The 16197-nt window shown below is 35.6% G+C and carries 22 protein-coding genes; 15 read left to right on the forward strand and 7 right to left on the reverse strand.

The features are described 5' to 3' along the window. Window positions 1-27 precede the first annotated feature (27 nt). The 9 genes from ACK1U5_RS16130 (at window position 28) to ACK1U5_RS16170 (ending at window position 6339) form a co-directional block, all read left to right on the forward strand. On the forward strand, window positions 28-1146 hold the full coding sequence (locus ACK1U5_RS16130) for a nicotinate phosphoribosyltransferase (RefSeq protein WP_000658370.1): 1119 nt from the start codon (window positions 28-30) through the stop codon (window positions 1144-1146). A gap of 252 nt (window positions 1147-1398) precedes the next feature. Next, complete coding sequence (murC, locus tag ACK1U5_RS16135) at window positions 1399-2709, forward strand: UDP-N-acetylmuramate--L-alanine ligase (protein WP_000219468.1); 1311 nt, start codon at window positions 1399-1401, stop codon at window positions 2707-2709. Window positions 2710-2829: 120 nt separating this feature from the next. Then, window positions 2830-3243: a MerR family transcriptional regulator gene (locus ACK1U5_RS16140; protein WP_000276603.1), complete on the forward strand. Its 414-nt coding sequence runs from the start codon at window positions 2830-2832 to the stop codon at window positions 3241-3243. After that, window positions 3233-4129: a DMT family transporter gene (locus tag ACK1U5_RS16145; protein WP_048568516.1), complete on the forward strand. Its 897-nt coding sequence runs from the start codon at window positions 3233-3235 to the stop codon at window positions 4127-4129. Before ACK1U5_RS16140 ends, ACK1U5_RS16145 begins: the two co-directional genes overlap by 11 nt. Before the next feature lie 65 nt (window positions 4130-4194). Next, on the forward strand, window positions 4195-4743 hold the full coding sequence (locus tag ACK1U5_RS16150; RefSeq protein ID WP_069605057.1) for a GNAT family N-acetyltransferase: 549 nt from the start codon (window positions 4195-4197) through the stop codon (window positions 4741-4743). Further along, on the forward strand, window positions 4740-5231 hold the full coding sequence (locus ACK1U5_RS16155; protein ID WP_069605058.1) for a GNAT family N-acetyltransferase: 492 nt from the start codon (window positions 4740-4742) through the stop codon (window positions 5229-5231). Before ACK1U5_RS16150 ends, ACK1U5_RS16155 begins: the two co-directional genes overlap by 4 nt. Window positions 5232-5307: 76 nt before the next feature. Next, the gene (locus tag ACK1U5_RS16160; protein WP_113710589.1) at window positions 5308-5712 is read left to right on the forward strand and encodes a PH domain-containing protein; all 405 of its coding nucleotides are present in this window, start codon (window positions 5308-5310) and stop codon (window positions 5710-5712) included. Next, window positions 5709-5891: a hypothetical protein gene (locus tag ACK1U5_RS16165; RefSeq protein ID WP_048568512.1), complete on the forward strand. Its 183-nt coding sequence runs from the start codon at window positions 5709-5711 to the stop codon at window positions 5889-5891. The genes ACK1U5_RS16160 and ACK1U5_RS16165 overlap by 4 nt, the downstream gene beginning before the upstream one ends. 16 nt (window positions 5892-5907) lie before the next feature. Then, entirely contained in the window at window positions 5908-6339 is a 432-nt protein-coding gene (locus ACK1U5_RS16170) for a hypothetical protein (protein WP_113710590.1), read from the forward strand. Window positions 6340-6378: 39 nt separating this feature from the next. On the opposite strand, the gene ACK1U5_RS16175 is transcribed toward ACK1U5_RS16170, so the two are convergent. Continuing rightward, the gene (locus tag ACK1U5_RS16175; protein WP_000654731.1) at window positions 6379-7494 is read right to left on the reverse strand and encodes an aminopeptidase; all 1116 of its coding nucleotides are present in this window, start codon (window positions 7492-7494) and stop codon (window positions 6379-6381) included. 187 nt (window positions 7495-7681) lie between these two features. On the opposite strand from ACK1U5_RS16175, the gene ACK1U5_RS16180 reads away from it, so the two are divergent. The 5 genes from ACK1U5_RS16180 to ccpA all read left to right on the forward strand — a co-directional run bounded on the left by ACK1U5_RS16180 (window position 7682) and on the right by ccpA (window position 12389). Further along, window positions 7682-8194 (forward strand): DUF948 domain-containing protein, encoded by a 513-nt coding sequence (locus ACK1U5_RS16180; protein ID WP_001197720.1) that lies wholly within the window; start codon window positions 7682-7684, stop codon window positions 8192-8194. Next, window positions 8194-8520, forward strand: coding sequence for a bacillithiol system redox-active protein YtxJ (ytxJ, locus tag ACK1U5_RS16185; protein WP_001057469.1), 327 nt, complete (start codon window positions 8194-8196; stop codon window positions 8518-8520). The genes ACK1U5_RS16180 and ytxJ overlap by 1 nt, the downstream gene beginning before the upstream one ends. Window positions 8521-8637: 117 nt before the next feature. Continuing rightward, the gene (locus tag ACK1U5_RS16190; RefSeq protein ID WP_000738025.1) at window positions 8638-9660 is read left to right on the forward strand and encodes a CamS family sex pheromone protein; all 1023 of its coding nucleotides are present in this window, start codon (window positions 8638-8640) and stop codon (window positions 9658-9660) included. A 164-nt stretch (window positions 9661-9824) separates the two neighbouring features. Further along, a complete protein-coding gene (locus ACK1U5_RS16195; protein ID WP_000168204.1) occupies window positions 9825-10898 on the forward strand; it encodes a bifunctional 3-deoxy-7-phosphoheptulonate synthase/chorismate mutase in 1074 nt (357 codons plus the stop codon). Between the two features lie 492 nt (window positions 10899-11390). After that, on the forward strand, window positions 11391-12389 hold the full coding sequence (ccpA, locus tag ACK1U5_RS16200) for a catabolite control protein A (protein ID WP_001103297.1): 999 nt from the start codon (window positions 11391-11393) through the stop codon (window positions 12387-12389). A gap of 34 nt (window positions 12390-12423) precedes the next feature. On the opposite strand, the gene ACK1U5_RS16205 is transcribed toward ccpA, so the two are convergent. The 3 genes from ACK1U5_RS16205 to dhp61 form a co-directional block, all read right to left on the reverse strand. Then, entirely contained in the window at window positions 12424-12786 is a 363-nt protein-coding gene (locus ACK1U5_RS16205; RefSeq protein ID WP_048568531.1) for a DUF4288 domain-containing protein, read from the reverse strand. A 1-nt stretch (window position 12787) separates the two neighbouring features. Continuing rightward, on the reverse strand, window positions 12788-13024 hold the full coding sequence (locus tag ACK1U5_RS16210) for a DUF3949 domain-containing protein (RefSeq protein WP_000637902.1): 237 nt from the start codon (window positions 13022-13024) through the stop codon (window positions 12788-12790). Window positions 13025-13105: 81 nt separating this feature from the next. Beyond that, complete coding sequence (gene dhp61 / locus ACK1U5_RS16215; protein ID WP_000386754.1) at window positions 13106-13402, reverse strand: protein Dhp61; 297 nt, start codon at window positions 13400-13402, stop codon at window positions 13106-13108. A 152-nt stretch (window positions 13403-13554) separates the two neighbouring features. Between dhp61 and ACK1U5_RS16220 the strand changes: the two genes are divergently transcribed. Continuing rightward, window positions 13555-13827: a DUF3917 domain-containing protein gene (locus ACK1U5_RS16220; RefSeq protein WP_000636589.1), complete on the forward strand. Its 273-nt coding sequence runs from the start codon at window positions 13555-13557 to the stop codon at window positions 13825-13827. A 48-nt stretch (window positions 13828-13875) separates the two neighbouring features. On the opposite strand, the gene mscL is transcribed toward ACK1U5_RS16220, so the two are convergent. The 3 genes from mscL to ACK1U5_RS16235 form a co-directional block, all read right to left on the reverse strand. Further along, window positions 13876-14277, reverse strand: coding sequence for a large conductance mechanosensitive channel protein MscL (mscL, locus tag ACK1U5_RS16225; protein WP_000267010.1), 402 nt, complete (start codon window positions 14275-14277; stop codon window positions 13876-13878). 128 nt (window positions 14278-14405) lie between these two features. Continuing rightward, complete coding sequence (locus ACK1U5_RS16230) at window positions 14406-15332, reverse strand: Gfo/Idh/MocA family protein (protein ID WP_074625549.1); 927 nt, start codon at window positions 15330-15332, stop codon at window positions 14406-14408. Between the two features lie 78 nt (window positions 15333-15410). After that, a complete protein-coding gene (locus ACK1U5_RS16235) occupies window positions 15411-16091 on the reverse strand; it encodes an ankyrin repeat domain-containing protein (RefSeq protein ID WP_087875814.1) in 681 nt (226 codons plus the stop codon). Between the last annotated feature and the right edge of the window lie 106 nt (window positions 16092-16197).

Consider the following 16197-nt stretch of genomic DNA (forward strand, 5'->3'; position numbering starts at 1 on the left):
GGATAGTAAAGTAGGGAGTAAAGCGACATGAAAGAAATTGAATTAAAATTAAAAGGTGAAATAAATAGACTAACAAATAAAACATTTAAATTTGACGAACGTGTTGGAGAAGGGTGGTTCTCTGCCGTTTACTTTTTAAAGACTAGAGAAATCATCGAAGAATTTCGCCCGAAAAGTGTTGTAACGATGCAATTTTTCCAAAAGGAAAATGCAGTTCTTTGCGGAACGGATGAAGTAATTGCATTGCTACAAACATTCGCTAAAAATCCTGAGGAACTTGAGATTAATTCTTTAAAAGATGGCGATAAAATTAGTCCATTTGAAACAGTGTTAACAATTCATGGTCCTTATGAAAATTTCGGATTTTTAGAAGGTGTCATTGATGGGATTTTAGCTCGTCGTACATCGGTTGCGACAAACGTATATAACGTTGTCCAAGCTGCGCGTAGCGTAGATAAAGAAAAACCAGTTATTTTCATGGGAGATCGTGACGATCATTATACACAACAAGCTGGTGACGGTTATGCAGCATACATCGGAGGTATGAGCGCACAAGCGACGCATGCGATGAATGAATGGTGGGGCAAAAGTGGTATGGGGACGATGCCTCACGCATTAATTCAAATGTTTAATGGTGATGTTGTGGAAGCGGCAAAAGCATATCATAAGAAATTCCCAGAAGATGAATTAGTTGTATTAATTGATTACAACAATGATGTCATTACAGATGCACTTCGCGTAGCGCGTGAATTTGGATCAACATTAAAAGGTGTACGTGTAGATACGTCCCGCACGATGATTGATCAATACTTCATTCGCCACCCAGAAGTACTTGGAACATTCGATCCACGTGGTGTAAACCCATCGCTTGTATTCGCACTTCGTAAAGCACTTGATGAAGAAGGATTCCAGCATGTAGACATCGTTGTAACTGGTGGATTTGATGAGAAGCGTATTCGTGAATTTGAAGCTCAAAACGTACCTGTTGACATATACGGGGTAGGAAGTAGCTTATTGAAAATGAATATTGGCTTTACTGGTGATAATGTAGAATTAAATGGGAAACCAGAAGCAAAAGCTGGTCGTAAATATCGTCCAAACCCACGTTTAGAGCGTGTTCAATTAGAAAAAAGAGAAGAGATGTAAAAGAGAGAAAAACTGATAGGTGATTGACCCTATCAGTTTTTCTGTTATCATAGTATAGCGGCTTCTTTTTTGCTATAATGGACTTGTTATGGACATATAAAGAAGTACGTACGAGTTTATCCTGATAAGTGAAGGGAAAAAATAACTTCACTACATCAAAAATGTATGATGATTACCAAAATAAGAAAAGATTCATATACTGTCTTATAGATAGGCCGTTGTATTAGTTCGAAATGTTGGAGGTTCTTTAAGATGACAGTTTACCATTTTGTAGGAATTAAAGGAACAGGAATGAGTTCATTAGCGCAAATTCTTCATGATATGAAGCATACTGTTCAAGGGTCTGATTATGAAAAGCGTTTCTTTACACAAACAGCGTTGGAAAAGCGTAGTATCTCGATCCTTCCTTTTGATAAGAATAATGTAGAAGAAGGACAAGTGATTATTGCAGGAAATGCATTTCCTGATACGCATGAAGAAATCGTAGCAGCAAAAGAATTAAACATCCCAGTCCATCGTTACCATCATTTCTTAGGTGACCTGATGAGCCAATACACAAGTGTTGCTGTAACTGGTGCACACGGAAAAACATCAACAACAGGTTTGTTAGCCCATGTAATGCAAGGTGCACACCCGACATCTTACCTTATTGGAGATGGAACAGGGCATGGGGTAGAAAATAGTAAGTATTTTGTATTTGAAGCTTGTGAGTATCGTCGTCATTTCTTGTCTTATAATCCAGACTATGCAATTATGACGAATATTGATTTTGATCATCCAGATTATTTTGCAGACATCAATGATGTATTCAGTGCATTCCAAGAGATGGCATTGCAAGTGAAAAAAGGCATTATTGCATGTGGAGATGATGAAGAACTTCAAAAAATTCAAGCGAAAGTACCTGTTATTTTCTATGGATTTGGAGAAGATAATGATTTCCAAGCACGCAACATCCAAAAGAGAACAGATGGCACGATATTCGATGTATTCGTTCGTAACACGTACTATGATACGTTCAAAATTACAGGATACGGCAATCACAGCGTATTAAATGCGTTAGCAGTAATCGCGCTTTGCCATTATGAAAATGTTGATGTAGAAGCAGTAAAACATCAATTAACAACTTTTGAAGGCGTAAAACGTCGCTTTAATGAAAAGCCGATGGGAGAGCAAGTAATCATCGATGACTACGCACACCATCCGACAGAGATTAATGCAACGATTGAAGCTGCTCGTCAAAAACATCCAGAGCGTGAAATTGTCGCTGTATTCCAGCCACACACATTCTCACGTACAGAAAAGTTCTTAGATGAGTTCGCAGAAAGCCTAAGCAAAGCTGATCAAGTATACTTATGTGATATTTTCGGATCAGCACGCGAAAACAAAGGTGAATTAACAATCGAAGATCTGCAAAAGCGTATTGACGGTGCAGAACTAATTACAGATACAACAACGGATGTATTAAAGAAACATAAAAACGGCGTTCTAATTTTCATGGGCGCAGGAGACATCCAAAAATTCGAAGCAGCTTACGTAAAAGAAGTTCAAGTTGCAGAGAAGTAATAGGAAAGACGCATAGCTTGGCTGTGCGTCTTTTTTGTTGTGTTCAACTTTTATTTATGTATTGACCTAGAGTTAACTCTAGGTTGTAAGATGAAGATGTAAAAACAAGGGGGAGAGAACATGTATAAAATCGGTGAAGTAGCAGAGTTAACTGGGATGGGTATTCATACTTTGCGTTACTATGAGAAATTAGGATTATTACCACCACCAACGCGAAATAGCGGGATCCGCCAATATACAGAAGGTGATGTACGCCTTTTAAAATTTTTATATTCGTTAAAACAAACTGGAATGTCATTAGAAGAGATGGCTCAGTTTGCAAGTGATGGATGTATTATAGAGGAAATTAGGCAGAGAAAAGAGGAAGTACCGGCGAAAGTAAAAAAGAGAATTTCAATTTTAACAACTCACTTAGAGAGATTAAAAAAACAGCAGGAACAATTGCAAAAAGTTGTTCAGCTAACGGAGGAGAAACTAGAAATTTATTACGGTTTTCTAGAAGGTGGAAATTCGGAGGCTGACAATGAAAAATAAAGTATACGCTCAGTTACTTGGATTTGCGATTTTCACTGGTGGGACATTTAATGCTTCGAAATATGCTGTACAGTATTTCGAAGCAATTCATATAGCAGCATGGCGCTTTGGAATTGCTGCATTTGTGATGTTATGTTTGTTAAAAATACGAAAAGATTTTGAGGTAGAGGTATGGAGGGAGAATAAGACTTATTACTTTTTGCTAGGTATTGTTGGTGTATTCGGTTTTAACTTCTTTTTCTTTTTAGGTATGAAACATACAGAAGCTATGAATGGTGCACTGATTATGGCGACGAATCCGCTCGTTACGACGCTATTAGCAAGTTTTATTTTACGAGAAAAGATTATAAAACGCCAAGGTATTGGGATGTTACTTGCATTACTTGGCGTTGTTTTTGTACTGACACAAGGTTCGTTTACGATACTACAAAACTTATCATTTTCAAAAGGAGATTTTTATATTTTATTAGGGAATATTTGCTGGGCGTTATACGGTGTGCTAGGCAGAAAGCTTATTAAAACTAGTAGCCCAATACAAACGACGACATACACAATGACTATTGGTGCCATTGCCTTTATGATCATATCTTCAACTCAAAAAAATATCGTACCAGTTTTGGAAATTCCTTTGTTAGCTTGGGGAGCGATTCTTTTTATGGCAATTGGAATGAGCGTGCTCGGTTACTTATGGTGGAATAATGGAATTGCTCAAATTGGAGCAGCCAGAACATCTTTATTTTTTAATTTAGTGCCTGTTGTTACAATGATTATTTCTTTTATTGAAGGAGTAAATATAACGCTCGCACAGTCTGTAGGAATGATATTAGTTGTTACGGGTGTATTGTATTCTTCTAATTTTATACAAATAAAACCGAAAAAAGTGTGAATATTTAACAATTTACATCTAGAAGTGTTAGAATAATAAGAAAACTAAAAAGGGGACTAAAAAATATGTTCACACTTCGAGTAGACGATGAAATCGAATTACAGTTATTAGAGAAGCATTATAAGGAGGAACTATATCAATTAATAGACCAAAACCGTAATCATTTACGAAGATGGCTTCCTTGGGTAGATGGGACCAAATCTGCTGATGCGTATGATGAGATTTTTCCGATGTGGTTAAAGAAGTTTGCAGAGGGAGACGGTTTTGAAAGTGGTATCCGTTACAAAGGAAAGCTCGTTGGGATGGTAGGCATTCACCCAGTAAGTTGGGGGAAGAAAGCGGCAAGTCTTGGATATTATCTTGCAGAAGATGCTGGCGGGAAAGGTATTATGACGCGTAGTGTGAAGGCTGTACTTCACTATGCATTTGAGAATTTAAAATTAAATAAAATGGAAATTAGATGCGGTGTTGAAAATGTGAAAAGCCGCGCTATTCCAGAACGTTTAGGATTTAAGTTAGATGGCATTTTAAGAGATGATGAATGGCTATATGATCATTTTCACGATATCGCTGTATATAGTTTACTAGCTTCAGAGTGGAAGGAGATTCGATGAACGAGAAGATACGCATTATTCCGTATGAAAGTACGTTTCAAGAGGAAGTAGTAGATCTTATCGTTCATATTCAGCAAAAAGAGTATAATGTTTCAATTACGAAAGAAGAGCAACCTGATTTACTTGAAATAGAAACATTCTATCAAAAGGATTACGGAAACTTTTGGATAGCAATTTATGATGGTAAAGTAGTTGGAACAGTAGCTTTATTAGATATTGAGAATCATCAAGTAGCGTTAAGAAAAATGTTCGTGAAGAAAGAGTTTCGCGGAAAAGAATGGGGCGCATCACATATGTTGCTTCAAACAGCAATTTCATGGGCTGAGGATAAAAAATTGAAAGATATTTACTTAGGAACAACAGTAAAATTTTTAGCGGCACATCGTTTTTATGAAAAGAATGGTTTTGAAAGTGTGGATATAGAAGATTTGCCAAAAAGTTTTCCTGTGTTACAGGTGGATAAGAAATTCTATAGATATATCGTTTAAGAAGGCCATGTGGAAATGGCCTTTTTTATGAACTAAAATGGAAAAAGTGGTATAATTTAGGTTGGGGGGTGCGTGTATGAACTTTCCGATTCAAAGAAGTAAATCGGTAGTAATTTTTGTTTGTCTCACGTTAGCTTTTATGTTTGTATATCCGCTTGTCATGATTATCGCTAATAAAGAGCAGTGGATGACAGCGTTAATTGGGATGGGATTATGTTTCCTTGTAAATGTCCCACTTGTTTGGGAAGTATTTATTAAAAAGCATAGAGTAGAAAATGGTGTATTAAAGTACGGTATTTTAAATGACGATATCGTATTGAAAGAGATACGAATCATTCGCCAAGTTGGGAAAAATCTTGAAATTACAACGAATACGTATAAAGTACATATGGTTGCGATGCCGCAGGATATGAATGAATTTTTGGCGCTTATTGAGAAAGAGAATCCACATGTGAAAATAGAAATGGTAGGTAAGATATGAAATATGTAAAACCTTTGTTTTGTTTGGAAATTTTGTTTGTGTTTGTTGGCTGCACTAGAGTATATATAAAATGGGATCTGCCCTTATATGTTCCGATATTAATCGGTACTATTGCAGTGGCGCTTTTATATTATTTTCATTTTCAGCAAACAAAAAGCAAGGAAAGTAGCTCTATATAGTGTAGGAGGGATAGAGATGAAAAAAGTCCTTATGTTGTTTTTGCTGCTGCTAACCGCATCCGTTCTTTTAATAGGATGTAGTGCGAAGAAGGAAAAGGCTAATATGAACTTAGAAAAGGCACAAAAGGTTGAGATTGAATCACTTACAGATTCAAGTGATAAAAAAGTAATGACCGATAAGAAAGAAATTGAAAAGCTGTTTGAAGTCATGAAAATGGATAAGTGGGAAATGCAATCGGCTCCTTTAGATACTCCGCAAGGGAAAACATTTAAAATGTATCAAGAAGATACACCAAAATTATCGGAGTCGAGTAAAGATAAAAAGGAATTACATGAAATAGGTACGATGACAGTATATAAAGATGTCCCGTATGTTGAAGTTGAAATGAAAAATAAGAAGATGAGTTTTAAAGTGCCAGAAGATGTGGCGAAAGACTTATTAAAATAATAATAAAAACGCTCGGAAAAATCCCGAGCGTTTTTATTATTATTTTAAGTTCTCTGGGTTTAAAGCTTCTAGTTCAGGTACAACGAAGCGTCCGTCTTTACGGATTAGTACGTCGTCGAAGTAAATTTCGCCGCCGCCGTATTCAGGGCGTTGGATGCATACTAAATCCCAGTGGATGTTCGAGTTGTTGCCGTTCCATGCATCGTCGTAAGCTTGTCCAGGAGTGAAGTGGAAGCTGCCATCGATTTTTTCATCGAATAGGATGTCTCCCATTGGATGTAAGATGTATGGGTTTACGCCAATTGCGAACTCACCAACGTAGCGTGCGCCTTCGTCTGTATCGAAGATTTTGTTAATGCGCTCTGTATCGTTTGCAGTTGCTTCAACGATTTGACCGTTCTCAAACTTAAGTTGTACATTTTCAAATGTATAACCGTTGTAAGGAGATGGTGTGTTGTAAGAAACTGTACCGTTAACAGAATCACGAACTGGTGCAGAGTATACTTCACCGTCTGGAATGTTTAAATGACCTGAGCATTTAATTGCTGGAATGTCTTTAATAGAGAATGTTAAGTCAGTTCCAGGACCAGTTAAACGAACTTTATCTGTTTTATTCATTAATGTAACAAGGCTATCCATTGCCTTATCCATTTTACCGTAGTCTAAGTTACATACTTCGAAGTAGAAGTCTTCGAAAGCTTCTGTACTCATTTTAGCAAGCTGTGCCATAGAAGCATTTGGGTAGCGAAGAACAACCCAGCGTGTTTTTGGAACGCGAATGTCTCTATGAACTTTTTTACCAACTGTTTGGCCATGAACTTTCATACGCTCACTTGGAACGTCAGCTTGTTCATTAATATTATCACCAGAGCGAAGGCCGATATAAGCGTCCATGTCTTTCATTACGCTTGCTTCATATGCAGCGATTTGTTCGAAATGTTCTTCAGTAGCACCCATTAATAAAGAGCGATCTACTTGATGATCTTTTAAAGAGACGAATGGGAAACCACCAGCTGCATATGCTTCTTTTACAAGTGCAGTTACAAGTTCTTTTTGTAAGCCAAAGTTTTCAATTAATACTTTTTCACCTTTTTGTAAGCGGATAGAGTAGTTAATTAAATTGTATGCTAACTTTTCAATACGTGGATCTTTCATATGTAAAGCCTCCCTACTAATTATGTATCCTCTCCTATTGTAACCTACTTAGTGGAATTTGTTGAATGATTTATGTTACAGTTAACGAATAAGTATGAAAATTCTAATGATGAGATAGGGATTAGAATGAAACGGAAAATGATTGTATAATAGGGGAAAGTATGAAAAAGATAAAGGAAGTGATGAAATGCAAGTTCTTTTATATGTAAGTGCGGCTATTATCGCGGTTGCTTTCGCAGTATTAGTAGTGTATGTATGCAGAACGTTGTTATCGGTTCAGAAGACGTTGGAAAACGTTGCAAGCACGTTAGAAGGTTTAGAAAAGCAAATGCAAGGAATTAGCGTAGAGACAGAGCAATTATTACATAAAACGAATGCGTTAGCTGATGATATTCAACAGAAGTCACAGTCATTAAATAAAGTGGTAGCGGGTGTAGATGGGATTGGAACGACAATCCAATCTTTAAATACGAAGCTTCGTAATGTATCGGACTCTGTAACGGACGAAATTGAAAATAACGCTGATAAAGTAGCGCAAGTTGTACAGTGGAGCAGTGCGGCGATTGAAGTATACAATCATTACCGTGCGTCGAGACAAGAGAAGAAGGTTGAAAAAGAAGAGCGTAAATTAGAAAGAATTGAGAAAAAAGCTGAAAAGAAAGAGAAGCGCTCTAGATTTCGTATGAGAGGTGAATCGTGATGAATATGACAAAACTTGAAACAATTGAAGAGCTTGAAGTCTTAGTAGAAAAGAACGAGCCGTATGTTCTTTTTAAACATAGTACGACATGCCCGATTAGTCACGGTGCATACACAGAATTTCAAGCGTATTGCAGCGAAGAAAGAGAAGTGCCAGCGTATTACTTATACGTACAAGATGCGAGAGATGTGTCAAATCGTGTTGCAGAACAATACAGTATTAGACATGAATCACCGCAAGTGCTATACATAAAAGATGGGATGGTAGTATGGAATACATCTCATTGGAATATTAAAAAAGATGCTTTAGAAGAGAATATAAAGTAAAAAGAAGCAAGCTAAAGGTGCTTGCTTCTTTTTTTTGTTTTTGTTGAAATATATTTAGTGGTACACTATTAATAGTTCAAACTAAATAACTAGATTGTTGAAAGTAGGTTTTAAGTAATGAAGAAAATGGCATTATCCTTCGCAGTCGTAAGTTTATTACTGGGAGCTTGTAGTAACAATAGTAATACGATTAGTAAGAAGGATGAAGTTATACAAAAAGATACAAAAGAAAAAAGTATGATTCCGAGAACTGCTGTTTCTAAAGATTATTATAGAACTGTTATTCCTTTAAAAGAACAAAAGGTTATTAATACAGCTAATATAAAAACAAATTCTAAATTAGATTTAGCAGAGTATGAAAATGGTTTAATAAATATTGCAACGCAGCAATTTGATACAGAGAGTCACGTACTGCAATTAAACCAGTATATTCCAGAGAAACTAATTGATGAACTAGTTGCGAAAGTAGAAGCGCCAGTTTTGACGAATATTATAGAACAAGACTATTTCGGAAAACAGAATTCAAATGAACTAAGTTTATCTGGTGTTATGATAGGTTTAGCTATGTCTTCAAGTGTATCGAATGAAGAAGCTATGTCTAAAGGGACTGAAGTTGCTAAACAACTTATTGAAGCTATTAACAAAAATGATAAGTATAACAAATCTCCAATTACGTTTGCTATCTTTAAGCAAGAAAGTACTAGTTCTTTAAAAAATGGTACGTATATTGCTAGTGCTACTGTTCAAAAGAATGATACGAACCTTGGAAATTGGAGTACAATTGATGAAAAGTCGTATTCATATCCTTCTGATGAATTTACACAAGCACATGGAGAAGATAATACAAAAATAAATAACTTTGCTAAGGAAATAAAAGGTTTTTCTAATGGAGATTTTATTCCAGTCAACGCTAAAGTTTCTTATAAGAAAGATCAAATGGATACATTAAATATGAATATTGTTATTAAATATAACGGTAAAACAGAATTAATGGCTCTTACCCAATTAGCTGCGCAAGGTATGTTAGACAAATTGCCTAAAGATGCGAAAGTACAATTACAGATCAAGTCCGAGAGTAAAATCGAGGCTGTGATTATAAAAGAGAAAAACAGTGATAAACCGTTTGTTTCCTTCTTGTAAAAAAGACAGTATGTAAACTGTCTTTTTTTATTTTAAATGAAAATATACAACGTTTTTTGATAGTAATTCATTGCTGTATATCGTGTGACAATCGTATATGTATCAGCTATAATAAGTTATCTTAAAAAAGTAACATATAGGAATTTGAAAGAGGTGGCTTTCTTATGGCATCACAACAATTAGGTCGTTTACGTTCTGAAATTGATCAACTTAATTTACAAATATTAGAGTTACTAAACGAAAGAGGTCGTCTCGTACAAGAAGTTGGTAATTTAAAAGAAGTACAAGGTGTGAAACGTTTTGATCCTGTACGTGAAAGAAATATGCTGGATTTAATTGCAGAGAATAATAATGGTCCATTTGAAACTTCGACTTTACAACATATTTTCAAACAAATTTTTCAAGCTGGTTTAGAATTACAAGAAGATGATCATCGTAAAGCATTACTTGTTTCTCGTAAGAAAAAAACAGAAGATACGATTGTTGAAATTAATGGTGAAAAAATTGGTGACGGAAATCAGCATTTTATTATGGGGCCGTGTGCAGTGGAAAGTTATGAACAAGTACGTCAAGTTGCTGAAGCAATGAAAGAGCAAGGTCTGAAATTAATGCGTGGTGGTGCGTTCAAACCACGTACTTCACCGTATGATTTTCAAGGTCTTGGATTAGAGGGATTACAAATTTTGCGCCAGGTAGCAGATGAATATGATTTGGCTGTTATTAGTGAAATTTTAAATCCGAATGATATTGAGATGTCATTAGATTACGTTGATGTTATTCAAATTGGTGCTCGCAATATGCAAAACTTTGATTTGCTAAGGGCAGCTGGTGCTGTAAATAAACCAGTATTATTAAAACGTGGTCTATCAGCAACGATTGAAGAATTCATTAATGCGGCAGAATATATTATGGCAAAGGGAAATGGGAACATTATTTTATGTGAACGAGGTATTCGCACGTATGAAAGAGCGACGCGTAATACGCTTGATATTTCCGCTGTGCCGATTTTAAAGAAAGAAACACATTTACCTGTCGTTGTCGATGTAACGCATTCTACAGGGCGACGTGACCTTCTCTTACCAACTGCAAAAGCAGCGATGGCAATTGGTGCAGACGCAATTATGGCTGAAGTACATCCAGATCCAGCTGTAGCTTTATCTGATGCAGCGCAACAAATGAATATACCGCAGTTCAATGATTTTATGAATGAATTAAAATCATTTGGAAGTAAATTATAAAAACTTTTAATGGGCTGTTCCAAAAAGGCATTTTGGAACAGCTTTCTCTTATTGTATAGCGACTGTCATTGTCGATTTTTGTTGGTAAGTTGATATATTTAAAAAATCGCTGATATAATTAGAGTTGCGGTCGATATATTTGGAAAATCGCTGATATATTTCGAGTTACAGTCGATATATTCGAAAAATCACCGATATAAATTTCATTTACTATCGTACTGCTTAAAATAAGATTTCTACTTAGGAAACATCTATTTTTTTACAAAAAATGCCCTTTTTTCATAAAAAATACGAAAATACGAGAAAAGAAGCGAATTTTTTCGAAACTTTTGCGGGAAAATATTGTATGAGCCTGCGTTTTTATCGTATCATTAGTAAAAGGAAGAACTCGGGACGATTGGTGGCATCTGCAAATAGAGTTGATGTCTTTTTTTCATTCAAGTAACCGATACATAAAAATAGATAACAAAAATAGAAGGAGTGTGCGATGAGATGAACGTAACAATCTATGATGTAGCGCGCGAAGCAAACGTTTCAATGGCTACCGTATCTCGTGTTGTGAACGGTAACCCAAATGTAAAGCCTACAACAAGAAAGAAAGTATTAGAAGCAATTGATCGTTTAGGATACCGCCCGAATGCGGTAGCACGTGGACTAGCAAGTAAGAAGACAACTACAGTAGGTGTTATTATTCCTGATATCTCAAATACGTTTTATGCAGAACTTGCACGTGGAATTGAAGATATCGCAACAATGTACAAATATAACATCATTTTAAGTAACTCTGATCAAAACAAAGAGAAAGAGTTCCATTTATTAAATACGATGCTTGGAAAACAAGTGGACGGAATTGTTTTCATGGGTGAAGATATTACAGACATTCACATTGAAGAATTTAAAAAATCTCCAGTACCAATTGTATTAGCAGCGTCATTTGATGAGCAAAATGAAACGCCATCAGTAAATATTGATTATACACAAGCAGCTTATGATGCAATGAAGCACTTTATCGAGCAAGGACATAAACGTATCGGTTTCGTCTCTGGTCCTTTCATTGATAAAGCGGGAAGTGCGAAGAAGTTACAAGGTTATAAAAAAGCTTTAGAAGAAGCTGGTATTTCATATGATGAAAATCTTGTAATCGATGGAGATTACACATATGACTCAGGTATCGAAGCATTCGAAAAGCTTTGGAGCAATGATGAAAAGCCAACAGCAATCTTCGTGTCTTCTGATGAAATGGCACTAGGTGTAATCCATGCAGCACAAGACGCTGGATTAAACGTACCAACTGACGTAGAAGTACTTGGTTTCGATAATACACGTCTTGCATTAATGGTTCGTCCGCAGCTTTCAACAGTTGTTCAACCGATGTATGATATCGGTGCAGTAGCAATGCGTCTATTAACAAAGTATATGAACAAAGAAAAAGTGGAAGATCACACTGTTATCTTACCTCACCGTATCCAATTTAGAGATTCAACGAAGTAAGTATAAAAAAGCTCACAGCATTTGCTGTGAGCTTTTATTCGGATTCAGGATAGTATTTTCGTACTACTGTATCTGCCGTGTTATTTTTCTTAACGTGTAAAAATCTTGCGTACAATTCTTTTCCGGTTTCAAATGGTGTATCGTCTAATTCAAACACATGCAACACTTTTCGGAACTTCCACGTTACTTGCTCATCGTACATATTATCGTACGTATCTTCAGATTGCATAGCAATTTTTTTACCAAGTTCGTGAGCATCTTCTAAATTGTTTGCTTTAACAAGAATAATGCTTTCTTCAAAAAGTGTATTGTGATTCTCTTCATAATGCCCATCAATTTTCGTAGGATTAGGCTCACTACAATGAACAGATTCGAATAATAATTTTACAGCGTACATATTATGCTGCATGTTTCACTTTATAAATAATACTTGCGACAAGCGAAGCAGGTATTGTAAATACGTTACTTTGATAATGGTAATGTACTTGGGATTCTTCATAAGACATGTTGTCATATAGTTCGTTTTGTGAGACACTCATTTTTTTCTGTTTTTCTTTGAGCATTTTAATGTAGTTGTACTGTATTGGGACGAGAATGATGAAATAAGCTAATACGATTAGTGAAATCCAAATCATTATGAACACTCCCTTATAAAGAATATTTCTATATAACAATTATATCAATAAAAAGAAAAAATAACCATTTTTTTATTGGAGCTAATTTTCTTCTAAAAATGCGAACAGTTCCTTTTGGTTTTTTAAATTGTGATCAATACATGTTCGAGCAACATATTTCAATCCTTGTAATAATGCATCTACGTGCAAAGTATCATAATGAATTATATTTCCCTCTACCATCGTTTCGTCTTTTTGCAAGTTAATTGATATTTTTAGTACAGTTATATTACTTTGTAAATTTACAACTTCGATGTAAAAAAACTGTTTGTCTAAGTCAATCGTAACATAATCGAATCGTTCGGATAGCTCTAATTTACATGTAGTAGTATAGTCCAAATGAAAGCCTCCTTATTGTATAAGTGTATGTTATAATGCCTTCGCTATAGATGGGGCTATTCCTTGTTATATGTCACATAAGTGCAAATTTAACTATTATAGGGCAATGTCATGTATAATAGAAAGAAAAGGCTTGTGAGGGGGGAAAAGAGATGATCGTTCTTTGGATAATTACGCTTTGTATGACTGCTATTTTTGCATATATGACGTTAAAACAAAATGGTTTAAAGCGATTTGTTCCAGGAAGTATTCTTGCAGGAATTGCCCTTATCACGTATGTAATTTCTATTTTTATTGAAAGTGTATCAGTAGATATGAGCACAAGTTTAATGTTTATTGGTATTACACTATTTGCAGGTAGCATTATGGTACTTATGGTTGCTGGTATTATTTTATTTATTCATATGAATTCGGAAACGTTATAGCATATAGAAAAGGCATGTCCAGAGGGACATGCCTTTTTATCCGTTCAATTATGCTCTATCTTTAGAAGAGTTTTGCTGTTTTAGTAAGTCGCGAATTTCGCCAAGAAGAACTTCTTCTTTTGTTGGTTCTGGAATTTCTTCCTCTTTTTCTTCTTCTTCTTTTTTAGATGTTAGTTTGTTGAAAACTTTAACAAACATAAAGATAGAAGCTGCGATAATTAAGAAGTCAAAAATTGTTTGGATGAAGTTACCATACATAACAGCAGATTTACCGTATCCAAAGTGTAAATCTGTAAAGTCAACGCCACCTAATACCATACCAAGTAATGGTGTGATGATATCTTTTACTAAAGAACTAACGATTTTACCGAATGCAGCACCGATTACAACCCCGACAGCTAAATCAACGACATTCCCTTTGAAAGCGAATTTTTTAAACTCGTTCCACATGTGTTAATCCCATCCTTTCCACGATTCATTATGAAATTTATAATTCCTATCAACATATTCTATAGAAATTTATGAGAGAAATAAAGAGGGAATGGGAATGAAAGTAAATTCTGAAAAATGTATCCGTTTTAATTTTTGTTTACATCATCTAGTAGAGATTGCAACAGTTGCTGCGTTTTTAATCCTTCTAATCCATCTACAACGGGCTTTGTATCGCCTTGTACACACTCAATAAAATGATGAACAGCATCTTCAAAACCACGTTGTTTTAACGTCGTATCCCATGATGGGGAACCACTTTGTGAAACTGAGTTTTCCTGTTCAATTTCAAATGTATTCATATTTTTTACGCGAATGATTTTCCCTGGCGTTACAAGTTCAATTTGTTCTAAATTAGTACCGGCATGGCGATGCATTGCAGTAGAAAGTAACAGTCCACTTGGAGTTGTATATGTATGATGTCCGTAAAGAAGTTCATTCTTTTCATTGATTTGCATCATATTGTGAACGGCGTTAAGGTCATCATTAGCTAACCAGCGAGCGGTATCTACAATGTGTAAATAATCATCTAACATAGTGAAGTCGTACGTATATGGCCCGACTTTATTTGTACGATGCTTTTCAATTCGAATCCATGAAATATCATGAGCCTGTTCTTTGGCAGCGACATACATAGGGACGAATCTGCGATTAAATCCGACCATTAATTTTCGGTTATACTTCTCGCTCAACTCGACTAGTTGCTCAGCTTGTTCCACTGTAGCTGCTAGCGGTTTATCAACATAAACGTCGATCCCTTTTTTTAGAAGTTCAGAAACGATTTCATAATGCGATGCAGTTGAACTATGAACGAAGATTGCATCGCATTCCGAAGCTAACATTTCAATAGAATGAAAGTCTTGAATTCGGTATTGCTGGCAAACTTGTTTTCTTTTCTCTGCATTAGGTGTAAACGCCCCTACAAAATTCCAATCAGTTTCTTTTGTAAGTGTTGGAAGATAGGCCTTTTGCGCAATACTTCCAAGTCCAATCATTCCAATTTTAGGTTTGTTCATGTTTATTCCCCCCTATTAATAGTAATGTAACGGCTTAAATGTAGCATAGGGTGGGGGAGGAAGGCAAAAATTAGCTTTTTACTTACGGCCCTCTAACAAAATCTTCTCTATCTCCTCAAAGTGATGAGCGCGAGCATGCTCTAGCGGAGTAACACCATCATTGTCTGGAATATTTACATTTGCACCGTGCTTAATAAGAAGGCGAATGACTTGTTGCTGTGTTTCGTTTCCGTTACTTAGTACTATGGCTTCCATTAAAGCTGTCCATCCCAGGTTATTTACATGATTTACATCAATATTTGTTCGAGTGAGGAGTTCTTTTATAACGTCAATATAGCCATGTTCTGAGGCTGGGATAAGAGCTGTTCCGCCGTAACGATTTGTAATCGTAGGATCTGCACCAGCATCAATTGTTAATTTTAAAATGTCTAAGTAACCTTCCGCACCGGCGTATAGAAAGGGATTATTTTTCATGTCATCTTGGATATTTACGTCAGCACCAGCTTCGATAAGTGCCTTTGCGGTTTTTACATCATTTTTGTATGTAGCAATCATAAGCGGAGTGCGTCCTTGACTATCCGTCGCATTTATATTTGCGCCTTGTTTTAGTAAAGATATAACAGTATTCGTTTCATTTTTTTCAGTGGCTGCTAGTAGTGCAGTCTCCATGTTTATCATCTCCTTTTTTACTTCTTGTTCTTGCGAGCATCCTTGTAAAAAAATTACGCAACATATCATACTGAATGTTTTTTTGAACATGGAATTTCAACCTCCTAATTTCAACTGTAAAATAGGAACATTAAATTTTTATAAACTGACGCTAAAATTACTATAAAATCGCTTGAGTAATTGAACATATATTTTT

Source organism: Bacillus sp. XB1, from assembly GCF_053557995.1.

Bases quoted from the DNA above. Each gene is read 5' to 3' on its own strand.
- ACK1U5_RS16170 (WP_113710590.1), top strand. From the start codon at position 5,908: ATGAAAAAAGTCCTTATGTTGTTTTTGCTGCTGCTAACCGCATCCGTT.
- ACK1U5_RS16145 (WP_048568516.1), top strand. From the start codon at position 3,233: ATGAAAAATAAAGTATACGCTCAGTTACTTGGATTTGCGATTTTCACT.
- ACK1U5_RS16180 (WP_001197720.1), top strand. From the start codon at position 7,682: ATGCAAGTTCTTTTATATGTAAGTGCGGCTATTATCGCGGTTGCTTTC.
- ACK1U5_RS16140 (WP_000276603.1), top strand. From the start codon at position 2,830: ATGTATAAAATCGGTGAAGTAGCAGAGTTAACTGGGATGGGTATTCAT.
- ACK1U5_RS16150 (WP_069605057.1), top strand. From the start codon at position 4,195: ATGTTCACACTTCGAGTAGACGATGAAATCGAATTACAGTTATTAGAG.
- ACK1U5_RS16235 (WP_087875814.1), bottom strand. From the start codon at position 16,091: ATGTTCAAAAAAACATTCAGTATGATATGTTGCGTAATTTTTTTACAA.
- mscL (WP_000267010.1), bottom strand. From the start codon at position 14,277: ATGTGGAACGAGTTTAAAAAATTCGCTTTCAAAGGGAATGTCGTTGAT.
- ACK1U5_RS16155 (WP_069605058.1), top strand. From the start codon at position 4,740: ATGAACGAGAAGATACGCATTATTCCGTATGAAAGTACGTTTCAAGAG.
- ccpA (WP_001103297.1), top strand. From the start codon at position 11,391: ATGAACGTAACAATCTATGATGTAGCGCGCGAAGCAAACGTTTCAATG.
- ACK1U5_RS16190 (WP_000738025.1), top strand. From the start codon at position 8,638: ATGAAGAAAATGGCATTATCCTTCGCAGTCGTAAGTTTATTACTGGGA.
- ACK1U5_RS16175 (WP_000654731.1), bottom strand. From the start codon at position 7,494: ATGAAAGATCCACGTATTGAAAAGTTAGCATACAATTTAATTAACTAC.
- ACK1U5_RS16195 (WP_000168204.1), top strand. From the start codon at position 9,825: ATGGCATCACAACAATTAGGTCGTTTACGTTCTGAAATTGATCAACTT.
- ACK1U5_RS16210 (WP_000637902.1), bottom strand. From the start codon at position 13,024: ATGATTTGGATTTCACTAATCGTATTAGCTTATTTCATCATTCTCGTC.
- ytxJ (WP_001057469.1), top strand. From the start codon at position 8,194: ATGAATATGACAAAACTTGAAACAATTGAAGAGCTTGAAGTCTTAGTA.
- ACK1U5_RS16205 (WP_048568531.1), bottom strand. From the start codon at position 12,786: ATGTACGCTGTAAAATTATTATTCGAATCTGTTCATTGTAGTGAGCCT.
- ACK1U5_RS16220 (WP_000636589.1), top strand. From the start codon at position 13,555: ATGATCGTTCTTTGGATAATTACGCTTTGTATGACTGCTATTTTTGCA.
- ACK1U5_RS16160 (WP_113710589.1), top strand. From the start codon at position 5,308: ATGAACTTTCCGATTCAAAGAAGTAAATCGGTAGTAATTTTTGTTTGT.
- ACK1U5_RS16130 (WP_000658370.1), top strand. From the start codon at position 28: ATGAAAGAAATTGAATTAAAATTAAAAGGTGAAATAAATAGACTAACA.
- ACK1U5_RS16230 (WP_074625549.1), bottom strand. From the start codon at position 15,332: ATGAACAAACCTAAAATTGGAATGATTGGACTTGGAAGTATTGCGCAA.
- ACK1U5_RS16165 (WP_048568512.1), top strand. From the start codon at position 5,709: ATGAAATATGTAAAACCTTTGTTTTGTTTGGAAATTTTGTTTGTGTTT.
- murC (WP_000219468.1), top strand. From the start codon at position 1,399: ATGACAGTTTACCATTTTGTAGGAATTAAAGGAACAGGAATGAGTTCA.